Source organism: Klebsiella quasivariicola (genome assembly GCF_002269255.1).
In the GTDB taxonomy this organism is placed as follows: Bacteria; Pseudomonadota; Gammaproteobacteria; order Enterobacterales; family Enterobacteriaceae; genus Klebsiella; species Klebsiella quasivariicola.
The window spans coordinates 3,439,995-3,462,586 of record NZ_CP022823.1; the positions used below are offsets into that span (position 1 = coordinate 3,439,995).

Below are 22,592 nucleotides of genomic sequence, written 5' to 3' on the forward strand. Positions count from 1 at the left end.
TTATCCTCTCAGTTCCTGCTGTGCCAGCGGTTGAAGCGTCCCCTGATAGCGGGCAAGGTCGGGACGGTATGCTGCCCCCGGCGCATAAGACCAGCCGACGTCGGTAGCCACCTTCGTGGTGCCGGTATTGAAGGTGGCGACGTTCTGCATCTCGCCGGTTTTCTCTGAGACCAGCTTCAGCTCCCATCCCAGAGCTGCGCCAGAACCTGACACCTTCAGGCCACGGGCACGCACATCCGCCGCGCTCAGGGCAATCACGCCACAACGGCAGCGCCAGCCGTTCGGCGGATAGAACGCCTGCCAGAACGGGTCATCATAGCGCAGCACCAGACCATGCAGCGCCAGATGGCTCTTGCGGGTATGGCTGTCGTTGATGCCGGTATACATCCAGTACGGCCTGTCGTCGACGTTCTCCATCTGCTCAGCCCAGCGACCGGCGCTGTAGAGTACGGACATATTTGTGCGAAAGATGGTGTCGAGACGCCATGGGCTGCCCTGCTGGATGGTGACCGGCTCGCCCGTTACCGGGTCGGTGGTGTCACGTGACCCCCACCATCCCTTGCGCTGCAGCTCCGGCTCCAGCTCCTGCCGGAACCAGCGGCCTGTTTTTCCTTCATCGACAGCCTGCTGCAGTGCCCCGCGAATATCTTCCAGGATATCAAGGCGGGTCACTTTGGCGACGGTAAAGGCGCGGGCATGGGCATCCTGCCACATCTCCTCCCAGTCCCACGTGAAGCTATACCCTTTGGACTTCAGGTAACTGATAGCCCGTTTGGGGGGCAACGTCATGCAGTACGCCAGTTCAGCCGTTGTCACGCTCATGCAGACGCCCCCAGACAGTTGCAACAAACATAATCCGTGCCAGCCGTTCCTGCAGGTCTTCAGCGTTCATCTGCGGGTACAGCTCGGCCAGTTCGCCCAGCAGCTCAGACGGATTGACGCCATCTTCAACCCGCTTAAACAAAGGAGCCAGTACGGGTTCCAGCGTGCCATTTAACGCGCCTCCGTTCATCAGAATATCCAGCGCGTCGTCCAGGGCCTGCTGTGCCTGAATATCGGCATCAATAGCTTCGGCAAATGACAGCGGCAGCATGTTCTTCTGGCGTTCTGACGGTGGTGTCTCGTCAATATCACCGTCCTGCAGCTGGTACTCACGCTTGAAGTATTGCGGGGTGAAGACCACACCGGCGCGGCTGAGTTTCTCGTCGCGGGTTGCCTGGGTATCGTCGACCGTTCCCTGTTCCCACATCTTCCAGACGGGGCTGGCCACGTCGCCAAAGTTCATTGATACCGCCATCCTGATGGCCTGATTCACCGCGCTTTCCACGATATCAGCGTCAGCGTCACGGATATCATCAGTAACCTCCAGTCCGGCCTGCGCGGAGGCGCGGTTACTGTTGGCCTCGGTGGTCTGGTTCTGCCCCAGCAGGGCGATGGAGATTTCACTGCGGGCAAGCGTTATCAGGTTCTGATAAATATCGCTGCTGTCGGCCTTGCCTGCGGCCTCCTTAATTTCAATGGAGGAATCGTCGGGGATAGCGGCCACCGCGTCTTCCACCATTGCCTCCATGGAATCCAGCAGCAGGTCAATCTCACCCTGAGCGGTACCGCGCGGATGCTTGCCGATAACCCACGGTGAGCCATATTTCTCGGCAAAGCGCACCCAGAACTTCATGCCGCCTTTTTTGAAGGTCACGGGCCAGAAGCACATCGACAGGTCAGGGAAGCCATACGGGTTATCGTAGGTCGCGTCCTGACGCGGTACCACAAACTTGTTCAGCGGTACCGGCTCGCCTTCCAGCCCGGCGTCCTTGGCGCGAAAGCGCAGCAGGTTGTCGTTGTCGAACTGGAACCACTCAGGGGGTTTACCTACGATATCGGCAATGGCCCAGGATTTAACAGAGCGTCCCCACATGATCTCACAGGGCTGATACCCGTAGAGAACGGCGTCGGTCATCTCGCCGATGATGCGGGACAGATCCAGATCGTCGAGCATATCCCGGATGAAGCTGAATACCCGCGCCGGGGCATGACCACGTTCAAGACCGCGCTCCAGCGATTTGACCGCCGCCTTACGCCTGCGGATGCAGCCACCGACCAGCGGGTCGGTACGCAGCTCGCGATAGATGCGGATATCCCGGCCCTGAGATTTCAGAATGGGGTCAGGGTTAGGCAGGTACATCCCCAGCCCGAAGAAGTCGATGGAACGGCTGCGCGAGGCGATCTGCTCCGTCAGTGTTTTATTAGGTTCGGCAAATTTGACGAACTCACTGGGTGAAACCCAGAGTCCACGGGCCATCAGTAATCCTCCAGCATACGGGCCGCCTGACGACGACGGCGTGAGCTTGCCTTCACCGGCCCTTTGTTAATTTCACGACTGGCGAAGTACGCCAGCGCCAGTGCGATGGCTGAATCCCCGTGACGCTTGCCACTGTCAGACTTCGCTTTTGAGCGCTGTTCCGGCACGCGGGGAACGCCGTTTACCACCTGAACGGCCCGCAGGTCATCCAGCGTATCTTCATCCTTCGGTAAATCCACCAGGTTGCCATCTTCCAGCGCAGCCTTGACCGGCGGCATATGCTCGCGATACCAGTTTTCAGTTGGCATCACCTGCTTAACCCGGCTGGAGCCGTAGCGCTGCATGGCGTATTCGGCGAGGTAAGAGCCGTTACCACGGGCATCAAGCGCCGCGCCCATCAGGTTTGGCAGGCCATCCATCAGGTACCAGGCGATTTGCTCCTGCTGTTTGAACGGCACGTTGCGCAGCTCCAGCACGAACGGCACGCGGCGAACCAGGTTCTTCTCCTGCAGCAGGGGATAGTCCACCGACAGGTCACCGCTGCGGCCAAAGTCGCGACCCAGGAAAGAACGTGCGTCAGCGGGGAGCGCCTCCAGCAACGGTTTCAGATGTGTATCAAGCCACTCCTGCGTCTCGCTCCAGCGGACATCATCGGGCTTCAGCTCGTAACCCTCCGGGCAGGTCAGACGCAACACCGGCGTGCCAGCCGACATACGGGACTCAATCAGGGCGCGGGACAGCCAGGCTCCGCCACCGTTGGCCGGAACACAGTCAAGCTCCTCCGATGCACCGGCACCGTAGAATTTGTACACCGATGCCATCCACGCCTGCTCGGATGCTTCCGACCATTCTTTCCCGGTACGCAGGCAGACGCGGTGGAACAGCCCTTGGGACACAGCCTCCTGAAAAGTAATGCGATGTACGCTGCCCCCCTGACGCCCGGCCCGGATATCACCGATAAGCGTATTGAACGGGTTATCGTCACCGTCATGGGTGGAGATAACGCGCACTTTACCGCCCCAGATAAGCATCGCCAGCGCCGCCTTCAGCAGTTCGTCCAGTTGCTCATGGAACGCCGCTTCGTCGATAACGATGATGCCCTGACGGCCACGCAGGTTAGACGGACGGCTGGAGAGCGCGACAACGCGGAAGCCGGAGTCAGGGAATTTGATGGTGTAGGTCTTGATATGCTTGTCGTCTTCGTCCTCTTCCCAGAAACCCTCTTCGATTTCACTGGCGGCATAGTTGAATGCCCGCGCCCACATCGCACACGCCTGGATATATTCGACGGTCATGTCCTGGTTATAGGCGATGTAATACACGTTCATCCCACCCGCAGGGGCTGAAGAGGCTGCGGTCAGCACGTCATCGGACGCCTCAGCCCAGGTGATACCGGTTCGGCGGCTCTTCTCAATCACCTTGAGCGGAGACGTGTCAGCCACCCAGCGCTGCTGGTAGGGCATCAGAACGGCGGGGATATCCAGCGCCGAGGTGTCAGGCAAAACAGGAGCAAGCTGGCTCATGAGGCAATCCCCAGAATTTCACGACGCAGCGCCTGTACCGCATCGGTTGACAGTCCACCCTTACGGGCAATTTTCTCGGCGTTGCTGGCCGCCTGCTGCGCTCTGGCCCGGACTTCAGACTGGAACTTCTTGAGGTTGACGGAAGCGCGGGACAGCGTGGCCACGTTCTTTGCCACCTTCGACAACAGCGCCACGCGCTCTTTGGGGTCGACTTCGCCTTCTTCCGCTTCCTGCAGCTGGACGATGCTCTCGAACAGCTCGGTCTGAATCAGGGCGATCACCGCCTCCGAACGTGCATCCTGATCGTCAGCCGCACCTTCGGTCAGCATCCGGGCCGCTTCAGTGGCTGCACGGATAGCGCCATAGCGGCGCTCAATCTTCTGGCCATAGCGATGGATAGCCGATTTGCTGATGACATAACCCTGCTCACGCAGCAGGGACTCCAGCTCGTTATACCCGCTGAAGCCGGATTCAGTCAGCGCCCGCTCAAGCCAGCGACGCACGTCTTCCGGCAGCTTTTCTATCGTGCTGCGTCTGGCCATCATTCACTCCAGTACTTTTCCGGGCGGGCGATACCGGGGCCGCATTCCACGGTATATTCCACCAGGTCAACGCCGAGGCGGGTCAGGTCGGCAAACCAGTCGCCGGAGGGTTTTTTCTCCAGATCAACCATCTTGCGGTCGGACAGATAATCCAGCTCACGGCGCAGCTCCAGCGGAGTGGTGTCCGGGTAGATGGCGCGGGACACGTCCAGCAGCAGCGTCTCGCTGGCGGTGTACGGGCGGGTTTTGTTCAGAGCAACCAGCAGACTCCAGCGCAGGGATTCCCGGCGCACGCGGGCGATATCAACCATGGTGACCTCCTGTATGACGATACTGCTGTACCACTTCCAGTTTGTTGTAGAGTGCGTCCAGCTTGGCCTCGATGACCGTCTGCCCACGGATGTAATCCTCGCGGCGGACGTAGTTCAGCGGTAAATCCGCCTTAAACCGCATAAATTCTTTTTCCAGCTCGCCCCAGTTGGAAGCGGACTGTTGCAGCGACTGCTCAAGAGAGGCGAACCGCGCCGCCTGGCGCTCCTCCGCTTTACTGAACAGCCACTTGGCCATACCGCCGACAAAGCTCATGAAGGTGATGAGAAAGCCCACCACCGTCCAGAATTCAACCTGCAACGTCATTTCTGTAATCCTTCCCGTTCGTCCAGCAGCCCGTTTATCTGGCTGCGCCAGATGCGGCACTGCTTCGCGTTGTCGATGATGTTGGCGAGGACATCACGCTGGGAGACGCCTGAGTTGCGTAGCCAGGCGTCAGCGGCTTCAGGTTGCCCGGACGCTGCGCCAGTGCCGGTGCCAGCGGCGGCAGTTGCGTCTGAATGACCGGTGTCGACGGATGCGTTGTCATATCCGAGCGCGGCGTTGTACTGGCGCACGAAACCGCGAGTAAACACGCACTCAATGGGATGGCTCTTACCTTTTTCATCAATCCAGCGCTGTGTGACATCGTTAATTTGCCCCTGTAGTTGTTTGTTCTGGCTCTCCAGTTGAGCAATCTGCTCAAGGTAACTGGCTTCAGCCTGCTGCCCGGCGGCTACCTGTTCCTGATACCGTTTCGCCCAAGCCCGCAACGCAGCGTTCTCAAGCGTTGCCTGCTCCGTTTTGTACGTGTCGAATGCTGACTGCAACTCACTGACCGCCTTATCGCCGTCGCGCGTGGCGTTTTCATGCCCGCTTTTGTAGCCCAGGTAATAAAGCCCAATCAGAAAAGCATTTATGACCACCGCCAGCAGCAGACTGCGCCACGGCAGATTTTTTAGCAGGTTAGTCCACACAGCTGCCGCCTCCCCAGGTGAGATAACGCGGGGCCAGTTCGTGCAGGATGCGCTGCGGATAATGACGGTTCTCCCGCCAGTTGGCAGTGCTGCGTCCGGCATTCACCGTGGCGACATGACCAAACCAGCGGGTGCTGTCCAGCCCCTGCTGCGAGGCCAGCCGTTTGTCCCGCTGTACCCAGCCCAGACCACCGTTATAGCCTGACAGCGTCATGGCCATACGCTCGCAGTCATTGACGGCGCTGACGCGTTGCCACAGCCAGCGGTCATAGCTGACCAGCGCCCGGATGGCCCAAGACGGATTAAACGGTTCACGGCTGTTAAGCCCCGGCATCAGCTGACTTATCCAGTCAGCGGTGGTGGGCATAAACTGCGCCAGTCCCTGAGCGCCAACCGGCGAGACCGCATCAGGTCGCCAGCCGCTTTCCTGATGCAGCTGCGCGGCGAAGTCGGCCACCGGCGCAGACATTCCCCATTCAAGCCGGGCATTACGGATCACATCGTCGCGATACTGCAGCGCGGTCTGCGGTGGCTGGGCAGCGCGGGCCTGACTGAAGAAGCCGCCACACCAGAGCAGCCAGGCTACCGTTACTGAACCAAAGAGCTGCCACCAGAAACTGTGCTTACCCGTTCGGGCCTGCCCGTGGCGGGCCAGTTCGATGCCCAGCCCCAGCAGTACCAGCACGGCCCAGACAACCTGAGGCCAGTACATATAGAGGGTCATCATTAAAGCCCCATCGCTACGGCCAGACAGACTGCAGCAACAATCAGCGCACGGCGGATTAGCGCAGCAGAAAAGACCAGGTGAAGGCCAGTCTGGACAGGGAAGCGACCATCAGCCATCAGCCTGTCATCATGCTTCAGGTACTGACCGGGACGGGCTTTGGGGAAAAGCGAACGGTCAAGCCAGTAGCCCAATACTGCCGCCAGCGTGATGAGTGATAGCTTGTAGACAACCACCGGCAGCTGCTGGGGCGATACCAGACCGATGGTGCCGAGCAGCAGCACAGCGGTCAGCAGCCAGCCGCTGAGACGTGGCTTTTTAACAGGGGGAATGAATTTTTTCAGGTTTTTCATGAGCGTCTCCTTGTGTAGTGGAGACAGCATCACAAATGGTCGGGGAAAGGGATTTTAAACAGCGTTAATAGTGAGGATGCAGACGTGAACCGCATGATGGCTTTGAAAGAACGACCAGCCCGGTGCGGTAACACCAGGCTGGTCATCAACCCACAGGTATGCACTGTGAGCCGACCAGGGTTCAGTCAGTCTCGCGAGACCAGACTAGCCTGCCATATTTTCATTGATTGCAAAAGGCTTACGGATAATGAAAGAACAATCTTTACCCATCGTCCCATGGATTGGCGGTAAACGTCGTCTGGCGAAGCATATTTTACCATTGTTTCCGGCCCATACCTGCTATGTGGAGCCGTTCTGCGGGGCAGCTGCGCTCTATTTCCTAAAGACTCCCAGCAAGACCGAAGTCATTAACGATATCAACGGGGAACTGGTGAACCTCTATCGGGTGGTCAAGCATCATCTGGAAGAATTTATTCGCCAGTTCAAATGGGCGCTGGTCAGCCGTCAGATTTACAAATGGTTGCAGGATACGCCGGAAGAAACGCTCACCGACATTCAGCGGGCGGCCCGGTTCTACTACCTGCAGAAACAGGCATTTGGCGGCAAGGTCGCCGATCACACATTCGGTACCTCTACAACCAGTGCGCCGCGCTTCAATTTGCTGCGTATTGAGGAAGAACTGTCGATGGCACACCTGCGCCTGTCGAGAACGCTGATAGAGCATCTGGACTGGCACCAGTGCATAGAGCGATATGATCGCCCGCATACGCTGTTCTACTGTGACCCACCGTACTGGGGAACGGAAGGCTATGGTGTGGAGTTCGGGCTGGAAAACTATGATCACATGGCAGATTTAGCGCGAAGGATCAAAGGGAAGATGATTATATCAGTGAACGATATCCCGGAAATGCGGCAGGTATTCAACGGTCTGAACATGCAGTCGGTTGATATCAGCTACAACCTTAAGGTAACAGGCAAACCCAGCCCGAAGAAAGAGCTGGTAATTTGTAATTTTTGAAAGAGGTAGTTAAAGGTGGTGGTGCATCTGCAGCACCACCTAAACATTTAATCCTGCCTTGGACAAGTCCAATAATCATTATCTGGCTCTGGTGAATAAGCTTTCAAACAACCTGCTCGCGGGGTCTTACCATCATCTGTCATAGGAACTTTTTCCTTATCAAGTTTCACGGTCAGGTCTCCACCAGGAACATCCGTTTTATCGAAAAAAACAGCCTGACATGCTGATTTAGATATTTTCACTTCGTGGGCATTATTTGATATGAACAAATAACAATTATGACCAGAGGCTATGTAGTCACTTGGAATATTATTTTCGTCTTTAATATGAAACTGCACCGTTGTCACCGGGCGTTCGCTATCCTCGGATACTTCGACTTTTTCAAAACTGTCCGCGTACTTATCCAGGCCGGGGAGTTGTTGGCGAATAAACGGTAATTCGCGATTTACAACCGGATTATCTGTTTCAACGCTAAAAACCGCGTGCTCCTTAGCTGTGGTGGACGTATCAGCAGGATCGGTATTATCTCCACACCCAGATAAAACAAATATCAACGGTAAAAATAATTTGCGCATAGTCATGTCCTTATACCTCTAATGTTCTTAATAGGAACAGATTAACCCGTATTTTTTAATCTTTCGAACGCTGCGGACAGCTCCTTAAGCTGTTTTTCCATATCAATCATTCGCTGTTTTTCCTCAGCGCCTCGCAGCAACTCTTTTCGCACCTCTGGCTCCAGTTGGTTGAGCAGCTCCAATAACTTCAGATCAGACTGGTTGAAATGCTGCTCCTGATTAGCTGGCTGTGCTTTCTCTACCCCAACAGCTTCCCCTTTACCAGTAAGTAGCCAATCTATTGATATGTTCAAATGGGTGCTTAGCGCAACAAGAGCCTCTGCATTAGGTTCTCTCTCTCCACGCAGATAGTTTTGAAGTGAGCGATATGGAATTTTTGACAAGTCTGACAATGCCTTAATTGTCAGACCCTTAGCATCCATCGCTTCGCGCAATCTCTCTTTTATACTCATTTGAACATATCTCAATTTGACATACCCGTTTGGGTGCGTACAATAGACCCAATAGAGTACATCATAACCCAACAGGAACACGGTGCATATGAACAAACAACAAGTTCGGGCACGGCTGGTTGAAAGAGGCAGTAGCTTGCGCCAGTTCGCGCTTAACGCGGGCTATGAGCCACGAACAGTCACCCAGGCTGTCAGCCGCTGGGCAGGCAAAAGCGAACTTCCACGCGGTCGTTTGACTTATCGGATTTTGCGAGACCTTTCGGTCGCAATAGGCAAAGAAGTTACCCCCGGCATCCTCAAGGAGGCGTCATGAGTAAACCAAATACATCAAGCTCAGGTACCCGTATTTTGCGTGTCCTTAAGGCTTTACGCGGTCACGCTCTGAACGGTGTTTCTAACGGCGAGCTGGCGTCAGCTCTGGGCGAGTCCCCGGCGAATATCAATCGGGCGCTCAATACCCTTATCGAAGAAGGACTGGCCCTGAAACTGGATAACGGGCGTTTTGCCCCAGGAGTCCAGCTCTTACAAATCGCCATGGCGCACAGTACCGAAATGGCGCGGGCGCAGGATCGTATCAATGAAATTAACCAGCGTGTTATGGCTGGTAGTCGCTAAGGAGTTGAAATGGGACGCACAAAATCACAACCAGTTGAACTAGTGGAAGATGCACCGCTGACCGATGGTCTCAGTGTCAGTCTTAATGCTATGTCCGAACATCGCCTCGAAATCATGCAGCAGTTTGGTGATGGCCTGCCGTATGAACGTGATCGTATTGTCCATGAAACACGTTTTTATATGGCTCAGAGTGCTGAAGCCATGCTGGAGGCGGGTAAACGACTGGTAATTCTCAAAGAAAATGAACCACATGGTGACTTCATCGACATCGTTGAGTCTCAGTTGTCCCTATCCAAACGTACCGCGCAGGTGATGATGCAAGCATCCCTCAAATATTTGTCTCCCAAGCTTGAACCAAAAGCGCAAGCGCTTGCGCTTTTGGGTAAAACAAAGCTGTTTGAGTTGATGACGGAAGATGACGAAGACCTCGTCGAATTAGCCGATGGCGGCACGATTGCTGGTATGAGCCTCGATGATATTGATCGCATGACAAGCCGCGAACTGAAAGCGGCCCTACGCGAAGCGCGTGAAACCAACGCAGCACAACAGCGCGTGCTTGCCGACAAAAACGAAAAAATCGACTCGCTCTCCACAAAACTGGAGAAGAAATCCCGTATCCAACCGCCCAAGCCTGACGAAGAGGTGAAGAAGCTGCGTGCGGAAGTTACAGCGTTAGCGGTTGAGGCGGAATCTGCCATCGCCGTTCGACTGTCCAGCGCCTTTGAGACCCTGTGCGCATACTGTGCTGAAAATATGATTGATACCCCCAGAGACTTTATGGCCGGTCTGGTCTGCCAGTTGGAAAGCACCGCGCGTAGCCTGCGCTCCACATTTGACCTGCCGGACGAGCCGACAGGCAACGCCGCCCCTTCATGGCTGACTGACCCGACGCCAGAGATTAACGGGCAGGAGGCATAACCCATGAGTGCCGCCCTGACTGAACGACTGGTTTATGTTGCCCGCGCGGCACGTGACGCGGGGCATGGTAAGCGTGGTGCGATATATGATGCCGCCTGCGCCGAACTGGGCATTTCCCGCGCCACCCTGCTGCGCAAGCTGAAGGAGGTATCAGTGACTGACAAACGTAAAAAACGCGCCGATGCCGGGCGCAGTGCCCTGAGCCGCGACGAAGCCGCGCTGATATCTGCCACGCTGCGCGAGGCCACCCGTAAGAACGGTAAGCGCCTGTATTCCATCGCGGATGCGGTGGAGACCCTGCGGTCAAACGGCTTTATCACTGCTGGCAGAACGGACGAGGCCACAGGCGAGTTTTTCCCGCTGTCCGAGGACACCATCAGCCGCGCCCTGCGGAACTATGGTCTGCACCCGGAACAGCTTGACGCACCGGCCCCGTCGTCCGAGATGGCCAGCCTGCATCCCAATCACGTCTGGGAGATTGATGCCTCACTTTGTACGCTTTACTACCTGAGCAACGGCCATAAAGGGTTGCAGGTGATGGACAGCTCGAAGTTCTACAAGAACAAGCCTGCCAACATCGCCCGCATCGCCAGTGACCGCGTGTGGAGTTACGAGATTACCGACCATACCAGCGGCTGGATTTACGTTGAGTACGTGATGGGTGCGGAATCTGGTGAGAACCTCTGTTCTGTGCTTATCAACGCCATGCAGGAGCGCGGCGGCGCGGACGTGCTGCACGGCGTGCCGAAAATACTCTACCTTGATCCCGGTTCGGCGAACACCGCTGGCATGACGAAAAACATGTGCCGCTCGCTGGGCATCAATCTGATAGCGCACAAGCCGCATAACGCCCGCGCCACCGGGCAGGTGGAAAAGGCCCGTGACATTATCGAACGTAAACTGGAGCCGGGTCTCAAATTCCAGCCGGTTCATAGCCTGGACGAACTGAACGCGCTGGCGGTGAAATGGCGCAGCCACTTTAACGCCACGGCGGTCCACAGCCGCCACGGTAAAACCCGCACGGATATCTGGCTGAAGATTACTGCTGACCAGCTGAAAAAAGCGCCATCCGTTGAGGTTTGCCGCGAACTGGCGGTGGCCGCACCGGAACTCCGTAAGGTCACACCAAAACTGCGCGTCTCGTTCCGGGGCAATGAGTTTGACGTTTCGACGGTACCGGGCGTACTGGTCGGCGAAAAACTGATGATTACCCGTAACCCGTGGCGCAGCGATGTGGCGCAGGTGGTGCTGACCGGTGAGGACGGTCACGAGACGTTCTTCCTGGTCGAGGAGGTCAGAAAGAACGAGTTCGGCTTTGCCGAAAGCGCGGCGGTATTTGGCGAAAACTACAAAGCCCTGCCGGAGACCCCGGCGCAGACGGCGGCAAAAGAAATCGAAGAGCTGGTTACGGGCACCGATAACGCCACCGATGCAGCTGCTGCACGCAAGGCGAAGGCGCTGCCGTTCGGCGGGCGACTTGACCCGTACAAACATATCGACGACACCACGCTTCCTGCCTATATGCCGAAGCGCGGTCAGGCTTCAGACGTGCGCGGGCCGCGTATTGAGCAGCGTCCGCTGACCCATGTGGAGGCGGCGAAAGCCCTGCGCGAGAAGTTTGGCGCTAACGGCCATATCTGGACGCCGGAACATTACCGCCAGTTAACGGCGCAGTACCCGGATGGCGTACCTGAAGCCGCGCTGGATGAGGTGATGGTTACCCTGACCACTCCGGCCCGCAACAGCGTTATCAGCATCGTTAACGGTAACTGAGGAGGAAGGCATGCTGGTACTGAAGCAACAACTGAAAGAGGCCCGCATCCCGCAGGCGGTGGTGGCAAGAGCCGTCGCCGTTTCCGAGGCCACGCTGGCCCAGATTGTGAACCATAACGAGTGGCCACGCACCAGCCCCGAAGAGGTACGCCAGCGTCTGGCGTTGTATCTGGAAAGTAAGGGGATTGATACAGCGAAAAGTTTTGATGCTGCACAGGGCGCTGTCACGCCCCGTACAGCGGGTACTACCGATAAAACCAACCTCAGTGAGGAAGAGAACATGTTACTCAAAAAGCAGGTGTTATTTCCAGCAACCAAAAAAGCGTTTGGCCTTTTCCGTGATCCGTTCGCCGATGAAGCCATGCAGGGCGCGGACGATGTGTTCACCACGCCGGATATCCGCTACGTGCGTGAGGCGCTGTTCCAGACCGCCCGCCATGGTGGCTTTCTGGCGGTTATCGGCGAGTCCGGTGCGGGTAAATCCACGCTGCGCCGCGACCTGATTGAACGCGTCAACCGCGAGAACGCGCCGGTGATTGTAATTGAGCCATACATCATCGCCATGGAAGACAACGACGTGAAGGGCAAAACCCTGAAGGCGGCAGCTATCGCCGAGGCCATCATCAGCACCATCGCGCCGCTGGAGAGTATCAAACGCAGCCAGGACGCCCGCTTCCGCCAGTTGCACCGCGTCCTGAAGGACAGCAGTCAGGCGGGTTTCAGCCACGTTCTGGTGATTGAGGAGGCCCACAGCCTTCCCATTCCGACGCTGAAGCACCTTAAACGCTTCTTCGAACTGGAGTCCGGCTTCAAAAAACTGCTGTCCATCGTGCTGATTGGCCAGCCTGAACTGGCGGACAAACTGTCCGAACGCAACATGGAAGTCCGTGAGGTCGTCCAGCGCTGCGAGGTGGTTGAATTGCTGCCGCTGGACAACAGCCTCGAAGAGTTTCTGACGTTCAAACTGCAACGTGCCGGTAAGCAGCTGGCCGACATCATGGACGCCAGCGCAGTGGAAGCCATCCGCGCCCGTCTGAGCAATCTGGGTGGTAGCCGTAAAAGCATGGTCAGCCTGCTGTATCCGCTGGCCGTCAGTAACCTGGTGATAGCCGCCATGAATCTGGCTGCTGAAATCGGGGTTCCGCAGGTCAACGCCGACGTCGTCAAAGGAGTTTAATCATGAAATCCATCGCCGATATCAACCAGCAGATGAACAAGGTGCAGTCCGCCATTATGGCGCTCAACGCCATGAACACTACCGTGCAGAGCGTCATGATTGCTGGCAGTAAGCCGGTTATCCGTATCGCCCGCAACGGGCACTGTGCCCGCCTGCTGGAGCAGGGCAAAGCGAGTTATACCCATGTTGGCCATGACGGCTCAGGGCGCTTCCGTCAGGGCGTCTTTGAGTTGCATGGCTGCCGTATTACCTGGTCAGAGTCGTTACATTAACCATAAGGTGAACAGAGATGAGCGAAGTAAATAAAGAAAACTACATGAAAGACCGCAAGGGGCGTCTGGTGCCGGTTGACCAGGTGTCTGACTATGACCTTGCGATGGACTCTTTCGTTAAAGAACAGGTTGTCGCCGCGAAGGTTAAACGCGATGAACTCAGTGACTTCAAGCGTCGTGCCTTTGACGAGTGCTATGCCTGGCTTGACCTTGTGGCCGAGAAGTACGGCAGAACGCGTGGCGGTGCCAAAGGCAACGTGACCTTCAGCAGCTTCGACGGTGCTCAGCAGATCACCATCCGCGTGCAGGAAACCCTGACCTTCGGGCCAGAGCTGCAGATTGCCAAAGACCTGATAGACGAGTGCGTCACCGAGTGGTCGGAAGGCGCGAACGCCAACCTGCGGGCCATCATCAGCGATGCTTTTCAGGTGGACAAAGAGGGCCAGCTTAATACCGGACGTATTCTTTCCCTGCGCCGCGTCAAGATTCAGGACGAGCGCTGGAACCGGGCAATGGAGGCCATATCGGAATCACTGCAGGTGGCAATGTCCAAAACCTATATTAATTTCCGGGAGAAAGATAAACACGGGAAGCTAATTAATATTCCGTTAGATATCGCTGCCATTTAATTTTAATTCAATTTCTTTTTATTTCGGCGTCAGTGCCGTGGGCTTCTGCACGCCGAAAACAGCATTAAGGAATAAATCATGTCCATCAAATGTATCAACTGCCAGAAAGGTATCACCACCCTGAAGTTCAGCGACGCCAGCGTCATTTCCTCCGGTAAGTACCGCGTACCAGCCGTCCTCATCACGCTGGTATGCCCACACTGTAGCCAGCATTACTACACCGAAGTCCCGGCCATGGAATTCATCCCTTGTGAGGCAAAGAAATGATTACTGCAAAAGAAGCCGAAAAACGGACCCGTGAAATTGTCGCGGAATATATCAGTGAATGTGGTTGTGAAAATCCCAACCATATCGGCAGGTATTAATCAAATTAATCAGCATGGCTTCACACGCCATCGTAGCAACAAATGGCCTAGATCAGGCTATTTACGTTCTTCACGCCACCAGTGACCACCTGAGAAAAATGCCGCCGCTGTACGAGCTGGAAATTACTGAGGACGGCCACGTGAAAGTTATCGGCGTATCACGCCATTGATTTGGGGAAGATAAGATGAAAGGCATGAAATTATATAACCGTTCGACGATCTACAATCTGGCCCTCAAAACCTTCGGCCCAGAAGCTCAGGCTCTGAAGCTGATGGAAGAAGCTGCCGAACTGGCCGCTGCTGCTGCCCGCAACATGAACGGACTGGGCAATGAAGTTGATCTGGCAGGCGAACTGGCTGACGTTGAAATCATGATTGAACAGTTCCGCCTAAACGGGATGGGCCTGATGATTGATTTTCATAAGCAGAAAAAGCTGGAACGCCTTGCCGAACGCCTGGGGGTGACTTATGCCGCAGAATAATGAAAAGCTGCTGGAGAAGTTAAAAAAGCTACTTGCGCTGGCTAAATCCGATAACCCCCATGAAGCGGCACTGGCACTGCAACGCGCCCAGAAACTGATGCAGGCCTATAACATCACCCAGGCTGACCTCGCACTCAGTGATATTGATGAAAGCGTCAGTAACTACTGGGCTGCAGGTAGCGTTAATCCGCCGCGTTATATGCTGGGTCTGCTGGATATTATCCAGGTGGCATTTGGCGTTAAGTCTATTATTCACTCCGGCTTTAAACCCGGCGTTGGCTTTTACGGTAATAAAGACCGGGTTGAACTGGCCTCATATACATGGGAGGTACTGGCCAGACAGTTAATCATGGCCCGTAAAAACTATATTCGACAGCAGAATAAAAGAATCAAAAACACGACCAAGACCAGCCGTGGTGACAAATTTGCCGAAGGGTGGGTTCTGGCCGTGCGTAGCGAGGTTCATTTATTTGCTATGTCCCGCGAAGAACGGGAGCTGGCAAACCTCTGGCTTGAACAAAAATACCCTGATTCAGGAACAACCTCTGGCCGCAAAGCCGGTAAATCCCGTGACGCGGACATGTCCCGCCACATCGGTTACAGAGAGGGAGAAAACGTCCGTCTACATCAGCCTGTCAGCGGGCAGGAACAGCGGAAGCTGGGGAGTGGCTTATGATGGCTGAATCAATTGTATGTGCCTTGTTCTGGTATGGTCTCGTGGGGTGGTGTACTGCTGAACTGCACCGCCGTTCAGGGTTTTACTCACGTTACAGCGGTACCGGACACTGGATCAGTTGGGCCGTTATGTTCCTGTGCTGGCCTGTCGCGCTTCCTTTATATGTCGACTATATCGGTGGCGCAGGTAAAAGGAGTGGCAATGATGACTAAGCAGCGTCTTATTCAACTCATTCATATTGCCCGCAGCGACCTCCAGATGGATGAGGACACCTACCGCCAGATGCTACAGGGGCTGACCGGCAAAGCCTCAACCAAAGGGATGGATACCCCACAACTAAACCGCGTGCTGGAATCAATGAAAAAGAAAGGCTTTCGCATTAAGCCTGCCGGGAAAGCCAAGTCCGGCTTACCGCTCGACAGCCATCCGCAGTCAAAGAAAATCCGTGCGCTATGGCTTGAAATGGCTGCCGCAGGCATCGTCCGTGACAGTTCAGAGCAGGCGCTGGCGCTGTGGGTTAAACGGGAAACCGGCATCAGCGCGTTACGCTGGCTCAGCAATGAGCAGGCAAGTAGCGTGATTGAGAAACTGAAGAAGTGGCAGCGCAGAGCTGCGGGAGTGAAGCAATGAGCGACCTGAATCAGTTTCGTAGTAAAGGGCCGGAACTGTTGGTGGAACTGGCACAGCATACCTCTGAGACTGTCCGCGAGATTATTGATATCGAACCCGCAGTTGCCGACCAGATTGGTCAGGCCGTCGCGAACCGCATGATGCAGGTCTGGGGTGGGCAAAACGTCTATTTTCCGATGGGCATGGTCTGGAAGGTCAGCCAGCGCGACCGGGAAATTTTCCTGGAGTTTGACGGGCGCAACCATCACGAACTGGCCCGCAAATTTGGTGTTTCACTACAGTGGGTTTACAGCGTGGTGAAGCGGGTCAGAAAAGAAGAACTGGATCGGATGCAGGGCAAACTGTTTGATGGCGAACCTGATGCCGATACAGGGAAAAAGGAGTAATATCTGCAATCAGGCTGGTGCGAGTTCTGTTTTTTTCGGGCCGGTCTGATTTTCACATACTGTAAGGTTATTGCATATTCCATCCAGTCTCTTCCCATGTTGACCCAGTACTTCCCATAATTATCTCACTTATCCCCTGTCATTTATCTCAAGTCTAATCACTGGTGCTGGTTGACGGAATCGAACCGCCGACATCCTGCTTACAAGGCAGGCGCTCTACCTTCTGAGCTAAACCAGCAATCTGGTTCAGGGCTCTGCGCAGAGGGCTTTAACGTATCGTGCAGCACGTCTCTACCCAAGAGCCCTGACCGGAGTGCAGAAATGACAAAGCCCAAGGGGGTTAGCCTTGGGCCTTTAATTTATTTCATGCTGCTCAGTTCGCTTTAACGTCCCGAGCCTATCACAATTCAAGCAGTTTCTGGCTCACTTTGCAAGTAAAATCTGTCGCCATTTGTGCCGAATGCGTCACACATTGGTGCGTACAGCATCGATTCTGCCAAACTAAGCCACGTATCAACTCTGCGTCTACAGGTCATAAAGCACCAGTCGGGATGCTTTTCATAGAGCTCTTCCGCTATGCGGCGTTTGCTCTTCCGTAACCGGTAATGCTCCACCAGCAGGTGATACAGCTCTTTGTGACCACCCGTAATAAGGACTGCCCCCAGTACCTTATCAATCAGCAGTCCTTCATCGTCTGTACAGAAGGCCAGGCCGCTTTTGTTTTTCCCCGCGAGTATTTCACGAAAAAACGCCTCAAGCTCTGGCTTCGAGATGCCAGACTTCTTCATCCGGCGTAATGCTTCGTTGATGGCTGTTTTAGTGACTTTCCCGGAAGCCAGTAACTGGTTAAACATATTGCCGCCACTACCGCCGCCGATGTAAGACCAGCGGCCCCACATGCGCAGCTTCCCTTGAATCCAGATGGCCTCCAGCGTTTTCAGCCTGACCATTTCACCAGCTTTTCCAACCTCGGACGGGTTAATCATTATGCGTTCTCCACTATGCCAGCACGCCAATTGCCAGCGAACGATCCAGAAATCGAAACAGCAGCTCCAGCTGTGAGCCGTGCTTCTCCTCAAATGCCACGGTGTCAGCGTGCAACTCGTCGTGATGCGCTCTGCAAAGCGGCAACACAAACAGGTCATGCGCTTTTGTTCCCATTCCACCTTGTCCGTGGCCTATCAGGTGATGGGGATCATCTGCTGGTTTGTTACAGCAGACACACGGCTGGGACTTAACCCAGCGCGTCCAGCTCTCGTTTACCCAGCGGCGGCGCTTTGGTCGCAGCATGAATGATTCCGGCGTTTCAGGATCTACGCGAAGACCGAGAATTTTTTTCTGCACCACTTCGCTCGCCGCTGGCTCCGGCACAATATCGCTCTCCTTCGTCACTGGTTGATGCTTTATTTCCGGCAATCGCAGGGCTTTACGGGCCAGCGATTCAGGGATTACGTGTGCCAGATTGTTTATCACCAGCCACCAGCACAACTCGGGGATCGTCAGTTGATGGTCTTCGTTGAACCCCAGCTGTGAGCGGATGACCGTTATCAGCCAGGATACCAGGTTCTCACGCGCAATGCCTGCCAGCGTCTCTGTGTACTGATCACGCAGCAGGTTATCGCAGGCCCAGCAAAGGCGGATGCTGCCAGGCTCATGCCGGAACAGCGTAAAATTTTCGCTGTGCCATGAGCCATGGGGATACTGGCATTCAAAATGACGCTCCAGCTCGGCCTCCAGCGAGCTGATACCACCCGCGCGCAGAATGACGTCTTTGTTTTCGAAGACTGGCTTCAAAACCGGGTCTTCTGCCAGTGGCTGTGTGGCGGGAGGGATAGCGCCGGTTGCGTAGTCGCTGTATTTTTCCGGTGCAGGCTCAATCAGTACCCGTCCTCTCCTGAACATCGGCATGAGATCAGCACTTGGGCGAAGAAGAACAACGCCCATGCGTGGGGCAATCTCAGGGGTTAGTAGTGCTCTCATATCATCTCCACGTCAGGCAGCTGCACGAAAACGACGGATGGTGATTTCTACTTTCCCTTTCTTCACGATGTTCCCCCACTCCACCAGCATGCGCTTAACCTGACTGTCATCCTCCCAGACGCCGGTTAGGGTCAGGGCATCGAACAGTGCTTTGTTGTAGTTATCGATATCCCGACGGCGCTGATCCGGCGGATACAACACAATGTGAACCTCAGCCAGATCTGAGGATGGCCGGGGAACGGCCCGCAGTTGCTCAATAATCGCCGCTCTCGCTGCCTGCTGGAACTTGCGCCCTGTCTCGCTTACCAGATGCCTGCCTTTCAGCGGTCCCTTGCTCGGGGCGCGCCAGTAACTATTTACGCTCGGTGGAAATGGTAAAGTCAGTTTCATTTAGCCCCCTTAAAGGATCGCTACAACGTCTTTTGCGACTTCCCGCGTACTGCTTTTGCAGGAGATCGAACGGCGCGCATTGATGAATTGCAGGTTAAAACCATGCTCCCGGTACAGGTCGAGAACCTTCGGGGCGGATGAGTTTGAAATCACGACCCGAGCCCCACGATGAAAGGCAGATACACATTGCTTCGCCAGGTCTATTTGGTTCTCCCAGTTAAAACCACCAGCGGCGTAGGCGGTGAATCCGGTTGTTCCCGGCATTGGTTCGTAAGGCGGATCGCAGTAAACCACATCCCCTTTCCCGGCCAGGCTGATTGTCCGGCGGTAATCAGCAGTCATGAATACGCAGTTATGCGCCATAGCCGCGAAGGCTTTCATCTCATCCATCGGGTAATACGGGGCCTTGTAGCCTCCCCAACCCACATTAAACTTGTTCGCCTGGTTGTAGCGCATCAGGCCATTGAAGCAATGCCGGTTGAGATACAGGAATGCAGCTGCGCGTTCAGTAGCATCCAGCGTCTGAGCGTTGAACTCGGAACGGATCAGCTCATAGCCATCTGGTGACCGCATGTGCTCGAACATCCAGCGGGCCTTTAATTCCACTTCATCCGGCACCACCGCTAACATCTGATACAGATTAATCAGGTCCGGGTTAACGTCCGCCAGCAGGTAATCTGCGTGCTTTTCGCTGTTCAGGAACACAGACCCACCACCAACGAATGGCTCTATCAGGCGTTTCCCTGCCGGGATATGCACGAACAGATCAGCCAGCTGGGTATACTTTCCACCAGCCCATTTGAGAAATGGCTTGCTCATGTGCGGAACCCCGAGTTTTCTGGCAATGAGTAATCAACCCCGTCGAAGCTGGCTCGCGAAATGGACGACTCCTGGCGGGAGCTATTGAGTGGAGCAGAAAGTTTTAACGACAGCTCATCCCATTTTTCCCTAAGTTTCGACGGGCTAAGCACGTTTTTGCACCAGAACGAATCTTTGTTGGCGCGTTTGAAAAGTGAGCAAATTTGTTTATGGGTTCGCCCGTCCTGCATCACCATCAGGCGCACCTCATTCGCCCATGCGGTCCAGTTTGGTTCTTTAGGCCGAACTACCTCACCATCACTTTCAGCGGCCAGTTCGTACATGCTGATAATTTTCCCCCAAATGAACTCGGCGCAGGTTAAATCGTCCTGACTTCCCCACTGCCGCTTTGCAGCGCTGTACACCACCGCGTCAGGATGTCGTGACAGAAATTCATCTGCAGAGCCCTGTTCGTCCGGTTGCGAAGCGTCCGGACAAGAAGGATTTATATCTGATGGATCAGTAGTTGATTTTACTGACGGATCCCCCCCAGATTCTGACGGGTCAAAACCGGTTTTTTTGGTGGATTCCGACGCCTCAAATTTTGAGGGGTCAATTTTTGACGCATCAGATTTTGACGGTTCAGATTTTGATGTGTCAGATTTTGACGTGTCAGAAACTGACAGGTGAGAAAATGCCGCTTTCTGTAGTTTGGAAACGTTGAGCTGGTAGACGTTCGATGCATTACGGTTGCCGTTGCGGCGTTGCGTACGAGTGAGCCACCCCTCTTTCTCAAGCGCAGTAATCGCCGTTCTGACAGTACTCTCACCAGCGCCAATCTGACGGGATATGGTTGCGATAGAAGGCCAGCAAACACCCTCATCGTTGCTGAAGTCAGCCAGGCGCGCCATGATTGCCACGCTGGATAGTTTCATCCCAGAAGATGCGCAAGCGTCCCAGACGTATCCTGTTAATTTAGTGCTCATGATCGTCCTTTATTTCTCTGAATTTACGTCTGAACTGCTCAAGGGGGCTAAAGCATTCATGCTCGTACCCTTCACGCAGGTATATAACGCGCTGTGTCTGGGGCTCCCAGCGTATGACCCTGACCGGGACTCCGTAGTGATCTCTGAAGCATCGGTTGAGCTCTCGCATACTTTCTCCGCCTGGCCGTTGAAGTCCCCTACCACCCACTGAGCAAACTGGTAGCAGACAGGCTCGAACCCGCCTGGTACTCTTACCCCATACACGAACTGCACCGGCCCTGCTCCACCAGGAACTGGCCGCGCTACAAGTTGCGACCTGCGGTATTGTGTTGATAAACTGTTCATGCGTTAGTAATCTCCACTGATAACGACACGCCACGACGCCAGGAGCTGCAACTCGCTGGCGTCACTTCTTTTTGCGTGAAAAAAGCGTGATGATTGCGGCAATCTCTTCTTCACGAGCTGCCAGGTGACGGCGGTGATGCACCATGATTTCTTCGGCCTCGTGCCTTTCAATAACGCCATCTTCAAGCGCCTGTTCGATAATCTGATCAACCTGCCCCCTGGCGGCAGAGGTACGCATTGCCCGGCTAAACAAGTCCACGCGGTCCAGTTCTTCCAGGTGCGGAACATCCACCAGCAGAGCACCACGACGGCGGGCAAAATATTCAGCCAGGTGAGATGTATTCGAGATGTCCTCCATCGCTTCCAGTTCGCTGACTTCGAAGAAACGACAGCCGTTTTTCTCGTAAAGGTTGTTGTTAAACTGCGTCACCGTCATTCCCAGTGCGCCAGCCATTGCTTCGCGCCCACCTGGATATGCTTTGCACATAGATTTCACGACTTCTTTGAGGTTCATACCTACTCCTTTCAAACTCGGGTGGTAGTTACAAATTTGATGCAGTGACATTAAGCTTTCGCATTGCTGCACCTCTTAAATAGGCCCAGTCAATGTCAGGACGAAGCTCTTCGCAGGTGACAGCACCACCAGTAGCTTTCTCAATCGCAGGACATCGTTCCGCAGGTATTTGCCTAATGCCCGTTGTCCATTGATTCACTGTTGGTGATGAGATGCCTAGATTCCTTGACAAAGCGGCTTGTCCCCCAACAATGCGGCAGGCTTCACTGATTGCTTCAAGGCTACTTCTCATAAACGGATTCCTATGATTTCCACACAAGCAGATATTAGGCTAAGCCTAATAAACAATCAATAGGAATTGCCTAAGCTATAGGTTATGAGGATTATTAGGCAATGCTTAGTGGTAAAGAATTGGGCCGAGCGATCGAGCAGGCCATAGACAAGAAGCTTTCAATAGGTTCTGCCAAGAGTAAGGCGGAAATCGCACGTCATTTCAAAATAAAACCCCCATCAATCCATGACTGGATCAATAAAGGCTCCATATCGAAAGAGAAGCTACCAGAGCTTTGGAACTACTTTTCTGATGTTGTGGGCCCCGAGCACTGGGGACTAAAGGGATACCCGCTAACTGATACATGTGAGCCCGCAACAGATCCCATAGTTAAAAATGGTTCTATTGACGAGCTCTATAATAAGGCTTCGAGAGAAAAAAAGGCTATCATTGATTTTGTCCTCTTAGAGCAAGGACAGCGTATACCTGGCTGGGTAGATAGCGATGCTAAAGCATATTTAGACTCATTAGAGATGAAGATAAGGAGATGGGCAGAGCAGGAGGAAGATGGAAAAAAACAAACGAAAGCCAGAGCTTAAGCTTATATGGTCTA

At 54.6% G+C, this 22,592-nt stretch carries 34 protein-coding genes and 1 tRNA gene; 15 read left to right on the forward strand and 20 right to left on the reverse strand.

Annotated features, from left to right (window positions below; all coding sequences use genetic code 11):
- From B8P98_RS17265 to B8P98_RS17305, 9 genes are read right to left on the reverse strand one after another with little or no spacing between them, the layout of a single operon-like run.
- Window positions 1-822: a phage head morphogenesis protein gene (locus B8P98_RS17265; RefSeq protein ID WP_006687285.1), complete on the reverse strand. Its 822-nt coding sequence runs from the start codon at window positions 820-822 to the stop codon at window positions 1-3.
- Window positions 803-2,299 carry a DUF935 domain-containing protein gene (locus B8P98_RS17270; RefSeq protein WP_006687283.1) on the reverse strand — a complete coding sequence of 499 codons (1,497 nt, stop codon included), beginning with the start codon at window positions 2,297-2,299 and terminating at the stop codon, window positions 803-805. The genes B8P98_RS17265 and B8P98_RS17270 overlap by 20 nt, the downstream gene beginning before the upstream one ends.
- Window positions 2,299-3,822, reverse strand: a complete 1,524-nt coding sequence (locus tag B8P98_RS17275) for a hypothetical protein (protein ID WP_000080258.1) — start codon at window positions 3,820-3,822, stop codon at window positions 2,299-2,301. The genes B8P98_RS17270 and B8P98_RS17275 overlap by 1 nt, the downstream gene beginning before the upstream one ends.
- Window positions 3,819-4,364: a DUF3486 family protein gene (locus B8P98_RS17280; RefSeq protein WP_000124057.1), complete on the reverse strand. Its 546-nt coding sequence runs from the start codon at window positions 4,362-4,364 to the stop codon at window positions 3,819-3,821. The genes B8P98_RS17275 and B8P98_RS17280 overlap by 4 nt, the downstream gene beginning before the upstream one ends.
- Entirely contained in the window at window positions 4,364-4,675 is a 312-nt protein-coding gene (locus B8P98_RS17285; protein WP_000227551.1) for a hypothetical protein, read from the reverse strand. The genes B8P98_RS17280 and B8P98_RS17285 overlap by 1 nt, the downstream gene beginning before the upstream one ends.
- Window positions 4,668-5,000 (reverse strand): hypothetical protein, encoded by a 333-nt coding sequence (locus B8P98_RS17290; RefSeq protein ID WP_000175096.1) that lies wholly within the window; start codon window positions 4,998-5,000, stop codon window positions 4,668-4,670. The genes B8P98_RS17285 and B8P98_RS17290 overlap by 8 nt, the downstream gene beginning before the upstream one ends.
- Complete coding sequence (locus tag B8P98_RS17295; protein ID WP_006687276.1) at window positions 4,997-5,650, reverse strand: lipoprotein; 654 nt, start codon at window positions 5,648-5,650, stop codon at window positions 4,997-4,999. The genes B8P98_RS17290 and B8P98_RS17295 overlap by 4 nt, the downstream gene beginning before the upstream one ends.
- Entirely contained in the window at window positions 5,640-6,377 is a 738-nt protein-coding gene (locus B8P98_RS17300) for a transglycosylase SLT domain-containing protein (RefSeq protein WP_006687274.1), read from the reverse strand. Before B8P98_RS17300 ends, B8P98_RS17295 begins: the two co-directional genes overlap by 11 nt.
- A complete protein-coding gene (locus B8P98_RS17305; protein ID WP_000793140.1) occupies window positions 6,377-6,727 on the reverse strand; it encodes a putative holin in 351 nt (116 codons plus the stop codon). Before B8P98_RS17305 ends, B8P98_RS17300 begins: the two co-directional genes overlap by 1 nt.
- Before the next feature lie 247 nt (window positions 6,728-6,974).
- On the opposite strand from B8P98_RS17305, the gene B8P98_RS17310 reads away from it, so the two are divergent.
- Window positions 6,975-7,745: a DNA adenine methylase gene (locus tag B8P98_RS17310; RefSeq protein ID WP_000664222.1), complete on the forward strand. Its 771-nt coding sequence runs from the start codon at window positions 6,975-6,977 to the stop codon at window positions 7,743-7,745.
- Between the two features lie 47 nt (window positions 7,746-7,792).
- Here B8P98_RS17310 and B8P98_RS17315 read toward each other — a convergent pair whose 3' ends face one another.
- Entirely contained in the window at window positions 7,793-8,320 is a 528-nt protein-coding gene (locus B8P98_RS17315) for a hypothetical protein (protein ID WP_001228474.1), read from the reverse strand.
- A 41-nt stretch (window positions 8,321-8,361) separates the two neighbouring features.
- A complete protein-coding gene (locus B8P98_RS17320; RefSeq protein WP_021544473.1) occupies window positions 8,362-8,772 on the reverse strand; it encodes a helix-turn-helix domain-containing protein in 411 nt (136 codons plus the stop codon).
- A gap of 88 nt (window positions 8,773-8,860) precedes the next feature.
- Here B8P98_RS17320 and B8P98_RS17325 point away from each other — a divergent pair, with 88 nt between their 5' ends.
- The 13 genes from B8P98_RS17325 (at window position 8,861) to B8P98_RS17390 (ending at window position 16,695) form a co-directional block, all read left to right on the forward strand.
- Window positions 8,861-9,085, forward strand: coding sequence for a hypothetical protein (locus tag B8P98_RS17325; protein WP_001041677.1), 225 nt, complete (start codon window positions 8,861-8,863; stop codon window positions 9,083-9,085).
- Window positions 9,082-9,387, forward strand: coding sequence for a helix-turn-helix domain-containing protein (locus tag B8P98_RS17330; RefSeq protein WP_000042842.1), 306 nt, complete (start codon window positions 9,082-9,084; stop codon window positions 9,385-9,387). Before B8P98_RS17325 ends, B8P98_RS17330 begins: the two co-directional genes overlap by 4 nt.
- Window positions 9,388-9,396: 9 nt before the next feature.
- Window positions 9,397-10,305, forward strand: a complete 909-nt coding sequence (locus B8P98_RS17335; RefSeq protein ID WP_006687266.1) for a DUF3102 domain-containing protein — start codon at window positions 9,397-9,399, stop codon at window positions 10,303-10,305.
- 3 nt (window positions 10,306-10,308) lie between these two features.
- A complete protein-coding gene (locus tag B8P98_RS17340; protein WP_011410680.1) occupies window positions 10,309-12,078 on the forward strand; it encodes a DDE-type integrase/transposase/recombinase in 1,770 nt (589 codons plus the stop codon).
- A gap of 10 nt (window positions 12,079-12,088) precedes the next feature.
- Window positions 12,089-13,255 (forward strand): ExeA family protein, encoded by a 1,167-nt coding sequence (locus tag B8P98_RS17345; protein ID WP_032195642.1) that lies wholly within the window; start codon window positions 12,089-12,091, stop codon window positions 13,253-13,255.
- 2 nt (window positions 13,256-13,257) lie between these two features.
- Window positions 13,258-13,527 carry a hypothetical protein gene (locus B8P98_RS17350; protein WP_000835317.1) on the forward strand — a complete coding sequence of 90 codons (270 nt, stop codon included), beginning with the start codon at window positions 13,258-13,260 and terminating at the stop codon, window positions 13,525-13,527.
- A 17-nt stretch (window positions 13,528-13,544) separates the two neighbouring features.
- The gene (locus tag B8P98_RS17355; RefSeq protein ID WP_000005725.1) at window positions 13,545-14,156 is read left to right on the forward strand and encodes a DUF3164 family protein; all 612 of its coding nucleotides are present in this window, start codon (window positions 13,545-13,547) and stop codon (window positions 14,154-14,156) included.
- Between the two features lie 78 nt (window positions 14,157-14,234).
- Window positions 14,235-14,423: a hypothetical protein gene (locus tag B8P98_RS17360; RefSeq protein ID WP_001569384.1), complete on the forward strand. Its 189-nt coding sequence runs from the start codon at window positions 14,235-14,237 to the stop codon at window positions 14,421-14,423.
- A 283-nt stretch (window positions 14,424-14,706) separates the two neighbouring features.
- Window positions 14,707-15,003, forward strand: a complete 297-nt coding sequence (locus tag B8P98_RS17370) for a nucleoside triphosphate pyrophosphohydrolase family protein (RefSeq protein WP_001569383.1) — start codon at window positions 14,707-14,709, stop codon at window positions 15,001-15,003.
- Window positions 14,990-15,679 (forward strand): DUF2786 domain-containing protein, encoded by a 690-nt coding sequence (locus B8P98_RS17375; RefSeq protein WP_001135926.1) that lies wholly within the window; start codon window positions 14,990-14,992, stop codon window positions 15,677-15,679. The genes B8P98_RS17370 and B8P98_RS17375 overlap by 14 nt, the downstream gene beginning before the upstream one ends.
- Window positions 15,676-15,891 carry a hypothetical protein gene (locus B8P98_RS31690; RefSeq protein ID WP_000967768.1) on the forward strand — a complete coding sequence of 72 codons (216 nt, stop codon included), beginning with the start codon at window positions 15,676-15,678 and terminating at the stop codon, window positions 15,889-15,891. The genes B8P98_RS17375 and B8P98_RS31690 overlap by 4 nt, the downstream gene beginning before the upstream one ends.
- The gene (locus B8P98_RS17385) at window positions 15,881-16,309 is read left to right on the forward strand and encodes a gp16 family protein (protein WP_000988476.1); all 429 of its coding nucleotides are present in this window, start codon (window positions 15,881-15,883) and stop codon (window positions 16,307-16,309) included. The genes B8P98_RS31690 and B8P98_RS17385 overlap by 11 nt, the downstream gene beginning before the upstream one ends.
- Window positions 16,306-16,695: a Mor transcription activator family protein gene (locus B8P98_RS17390; RefSeq protein ID WP_001281697.1), complete on the forward strand. Its 390-nt coding sequence runs from the start codon at window positions 16,306-16,308 to the stop codon at window positions 16,693-16,695. Before B8P98_RS17385 ends, B8P98_RS17390 begins: the two co-directional genes overlap by 4 nt.
- 162 nt (window positions 16,696-16,857) lie before the next feature.
- On the opposite strand, the gene B8P98_RS17395 is transcribed toward B8P98_RS17390, so the two are convergent.
- The 9 genes from B8P98_RS17395 to B8P98_RS17440 form a co-directional block, all read right to left on the reverse strand.
- Window positions 16,858-16,933, reverse strand: a tRNA-Thr gene (locus B8P98_RS17395).
- A gap of 169 nt (window positions 16,934-17,102) precedes the next feature.
- Window positions 17,103-17,681 (reverse strand): DUF1133 family protein, encoded by a 579-nt coding sequence (locus B8P98_RS17400; protein WP_004899672.1) that lies wholly within the window; start codon window positions 17,679-17,681, stop codon window positions 17,103-17,105.
- A gap of 13 nt (window positions 17,682-17,694) precedes the next feature.
- Window positions 17,695-18,675 (reverse strand): DUF968 domain-containing protein, encoded by a 981-nt coding sequence (locus B8P98_RS17405; protein WP_095033260.1) that lies wholly within the window; start codon window positions 18,673-18,675, stop codon window positions 17,695-17,697.
- 12 nt (window positions 18,676-18,687) lie between these two features.
- On the reverse strand, window positions 18,688-19,065 hold the full coding sequence (locus B8P98_RS17410; protein WP_000779146.1) for a RusA family crossover junction endodeoxyribonuclease: 378 nt from the start codon (window positions 19,063-19,065) through the stop codon (window positions 18,688-18,690).
- Between the two features lie 9 nt (window positions 19,066-19,074).
- Window positions 19,075-19,884 carry a DNA adenine methylase gene (locus tag B8P98_RS17415; protein ID WP_095033261.1) on the reverse strand — a complete coding sequence of 270 codons (810 nt, stop codon included), beginning with the start codon at window positions 19,882-19,884 and terminating at the stop codon, window positions 19,075-19,077.
- Entirely contained in the window at window positions 19,881-20,849 is a 969-nt protein-coding gene (locus B8P98_RS17420) for a helix-turn-helix domain-containing protein (protein WP_095033262.1), read from the reverse strand. The genes B8P98_RS17415 and B8P98_RS17420 overlap by 4 nt, the downstream gene beginning before the upstream one ends.
- Window positions 20,839-21,018, reverse strand: coding sequence for a DUF4222 domain-containing protein (locus B8P98_RS17425; protein ID WP_095033263.1), 180 nt, complete (start codon window positions 21,016-21,018; stop codon window positions 20,839-20,841). The genes B8P98_RS17420 and B8P98_RS17425 overlap by 11 nt, the downstream gene beginning before the upstream one ends.
- 237 nt (window positions 21,019-21,255) lie before the next feature.
- The gene (locus B8P98_RS17435; RefSeq protein WP_024250321.1) at window positions 21,256-21,708 is read right to left on the reverse strand and encodes a YmfL family putative regulatory protein; all 453 of its coding nucleotides are present in this window, start codon (window positions 21,706-21,708) and stop codon (window positions 21,256-21,258) included.
- Window positions 21,709-21,736: 28 nt separating this feature from the next.
- Complete coding sequence (locus B8P98_RS17440; RefSeq protein WP_004202052.1) at window positions 21,737-22,000, reverse strand: helix-turn-helix domain-containing protein; 264 nt, start codon at window positions 21,998-22,000, stop codon at window positions 21,737-21,739.
- Between the two features lie 101 nt (window positions 22,001-22,101).
- Here B8P98_RS17440 and racR point away from each other — a divergent pair, with 101 nt between their 5' ends.
- Complete coding sequence (gene racR, locus B8P98_RS17445) at window positions 22,102-22,578, forward strand: DNA-binding transcriptional repressor RacR (RefSeq protein ID WP_004184740.1); 477 nt, start codon at window positions 22,102-22,104, stop codon at window positions 22,576-22,578.
- The last annotated feature ends 14 nt before the right edge of the window (window positions 22,579-22,592 follow it).

Bases quoted from the DNA above. Each gene is read 5' to 3' on its own strand.
- B8P98_RS17440 (WP_004202052.1), bottom strand. From the start codon at position 22,000: ATGAGAAGTAGCCTTGAAGCAATCAGTGAAGCCTGCCGCATTGTTGGG.
- B8P98_RS17330 (WP_000042842.1), top strand. From the start codon at position 9,082: ATGAGTAAACCAAATACATCAAGCTCAGGTACCCGTATTTTGCGTGTC.
- B8P98_RS17285 (WP_000227551.1), bottom strand. From the start codon at position 4,675: ATGGTTGATATCGCCCGCGTGCGCCGGGAATCCCTGCGCTGGAGTCTG.
- B8P98_RS17270 (WP_006687283.1), bottom strand. From the start codon at position 2,299: ATGGCCCGTGGACTCTGGGTTTCACCCAGTGAGTTCGTCAAATTTGCC.
- B8P98_RS17300 (WP_006687274.1), bottom strand. From the start codon at position 6,377: ATGATGACCCTCTATATGTACTGGCCTCAGGTTGTCTGGGCCGTGCTG.
- B8P98_RS17265 (WP_006687285.1), bottom strand. From the start codon at position 822: ATGAGCGTGACAACGGCTGAACTGGCGTACTGCATGACGTTGCCCCCC.
- B8P98_RS17320 (WP_021544473.1), bottom strand. From the start codon at position 8,772: ATGAGTATAAAAGAGAGATTGCGCGAAGCGATGGATGCTAAGGGTCTG.
- B8P98_RS17415 (WP_095033261.1), bottom strand. From the start codon at position 19,884: ATGAGCAAGCCATTTCTCAAATGGGCTGGTGGAAAGTATACCCAGCTG.
- racR (WP_004184740.1), top strand. From the start codon at position 22,102: ATGCTTAGTGGTAAAGAATTGGGCCGAGCGATCGAGCAGGCCATAGAC.
- B8P98_RS17275 (WP_000080258.1), bottom strand. From the start codon at position 3,822: ATGAGCCAGCTTGCTCCTGTTTTGCCTGACACCTCGGCGCTGGATATC.
- B8P98_RS17375 (WP_001135926.1), top strand. From the start codon at position 14,990: ATGCCGCAGAATAATGAAAAGCTGCTGGAGAAGTTAAAAAAGCTACTT.
- B8P98_RS17385 (WP_000988476.1), top strand. From the start codon at position 15,881: ATGATGACTAAGCAGCGTCTTATTCAACTCATTCATATTGCCCGCAGC.
- B8P98_RS17360 (WP_001569384.1), top strand. From the start codon at position 14,235: ATGTCCATCAAATGTATCAACTGCCAGAAAGGTATCACCACCCTGAAG.
- B8P98_RS17390 (WP_001281697.1), top strand. From the start codon at position 16,306: ATGAGCGACCTGAATCAGTTTCGTAGTAAAGGGCCGGAACTGTTGGTG.
- B8P98_RS17345 (WP_032195642.1), top strand. From the start codon at position 12,089: ATGCTGGTACTGAAGCAACAACTGAAAGAGGCCCGCATCCCGCAGGCG.
- B8P98_RS17425 (WP_095033263.1), bottom strand. From the start codon at position 21,018: ATGCGAGAGCTCAACCGATGCTTCAGAGATCACTACGGAGTCCCGGTC.
- B8P98_RS17305 (WP_000793140.1), bottom strand. From the start codon at position 6,727: ATGAAAAACCTGAAAAAATTCATTCCCCCTGTTAAAAAGCCACGTCTC.
- B8P98_RS17405 (WP_095033260.1), bottom strand. From the start codon at position 18,675: ATGAGAGCACTACTAACCCCTGAGATTGCCCCACGCATGGGCGTTGTT.
- B8P98_RS17335 (WP_006687266.1), top strand. From the start codon at position 9,397: ATGGGACGCACAAAATCACAACCAGTTGAACTAGTGGAAGATGCACCG.
- B8P98_RS17325 (WP_001041677.1), top strand. From the start codon at position 8,861: ATGAACAAACAACAAGTTCGGGCACGGCTGGTTGAAAGAGGCAGTAGC.
- B8P98_RS17370 (WP_001569383.1), top strand. From the start codon at position 14,707: ATGAAAGGCATGAAATTATATAACCGTTCGACGATCTACAATCTGGCC.
- B8P98_RS17315 (WP_001228474.1), bottom strand. From the start codon at position 8,320: ATGCGCAAATTATTTTTACCGTTGATATTTGTTTTATCTGGGTGTGGA.
- B8P98_RS17420 (WP_095033262.1), bottom strand. From the start codon at position 20,849: ATGAGCACTAAATTAACAGGATACGTCTGGGACGCTTGCGCATCTTCT.
- B8P98_RS17340 (WP_011410680.1), top strand. From the start codon at position 10,309: ATGAGTGCCGCCCTGACTGAACGACTGGTTTATGTTGCCCGCGCGGCA.
- B8P98_RS17355 (WP_000005725.1), top strand. From the start codon at position 13,545: ATGAGCGAAGTAAATAAAGAAAACTACATGAAAGACCGCAAGGGGCGT.
- B8P98_RS17400 (WP_004899672.1), bottom strand. From the start codon at position 17,681: ATGATTAACCCGTCCGAGGTTGGAAAAGCTGGTGAAATGGTCAGGCTG.
- B8P98_RS17435 (WP_024250321.1), bottom strand. From the start codon at position 21,708: ATGAACCTCAAAGAAGTCGTGAAATCTATGTGCAAAGCATATCCAGGT.
- B8P98_RS17290 (WP_000175096.1), bottom strand. From the start codon at position 5,000: ATGACGTTGCAGGTTGAATTCTGGACGGTGGTGGGCTTTCTCATCACC.
- B8P98_RS31690 (WP_000967768.1), top strand. From the start codon at position 15,676: ATGATGGCTGAATCAATTGTATGTGCCTTGTTCTGGTATGGTCTCGTG.
- B8P98_RS17280 (WP_000124057.1), bottom strand. From the start codon at position 4,364: ATGGCCAGACGCAGCACGATAGAAAAGCTGCCGGAAGACGTGCGTCGC.
- B8P98_RS17310 (WP_000664222.1), top strand. From the start codon at position 6,975: ATGAAAGAACAATCTTTACCCATCGTCCCATGGATTGGCGGTAAACGT.
- B8P98_RS17410 (WP_000779146.1), bottom strand. From the start codon at position 19,065: ATGAAACTGACTTTACCATTTCCACCGAGCGTAAATAGTTACTGGCGC.
- B8P98_RS17350 (WP_000835317.1), top strand. From the start codon at position 13,258: ATGAAATCCATCGCCGATATCAACCAGCAGATGAACAAGGTGCAGTCC.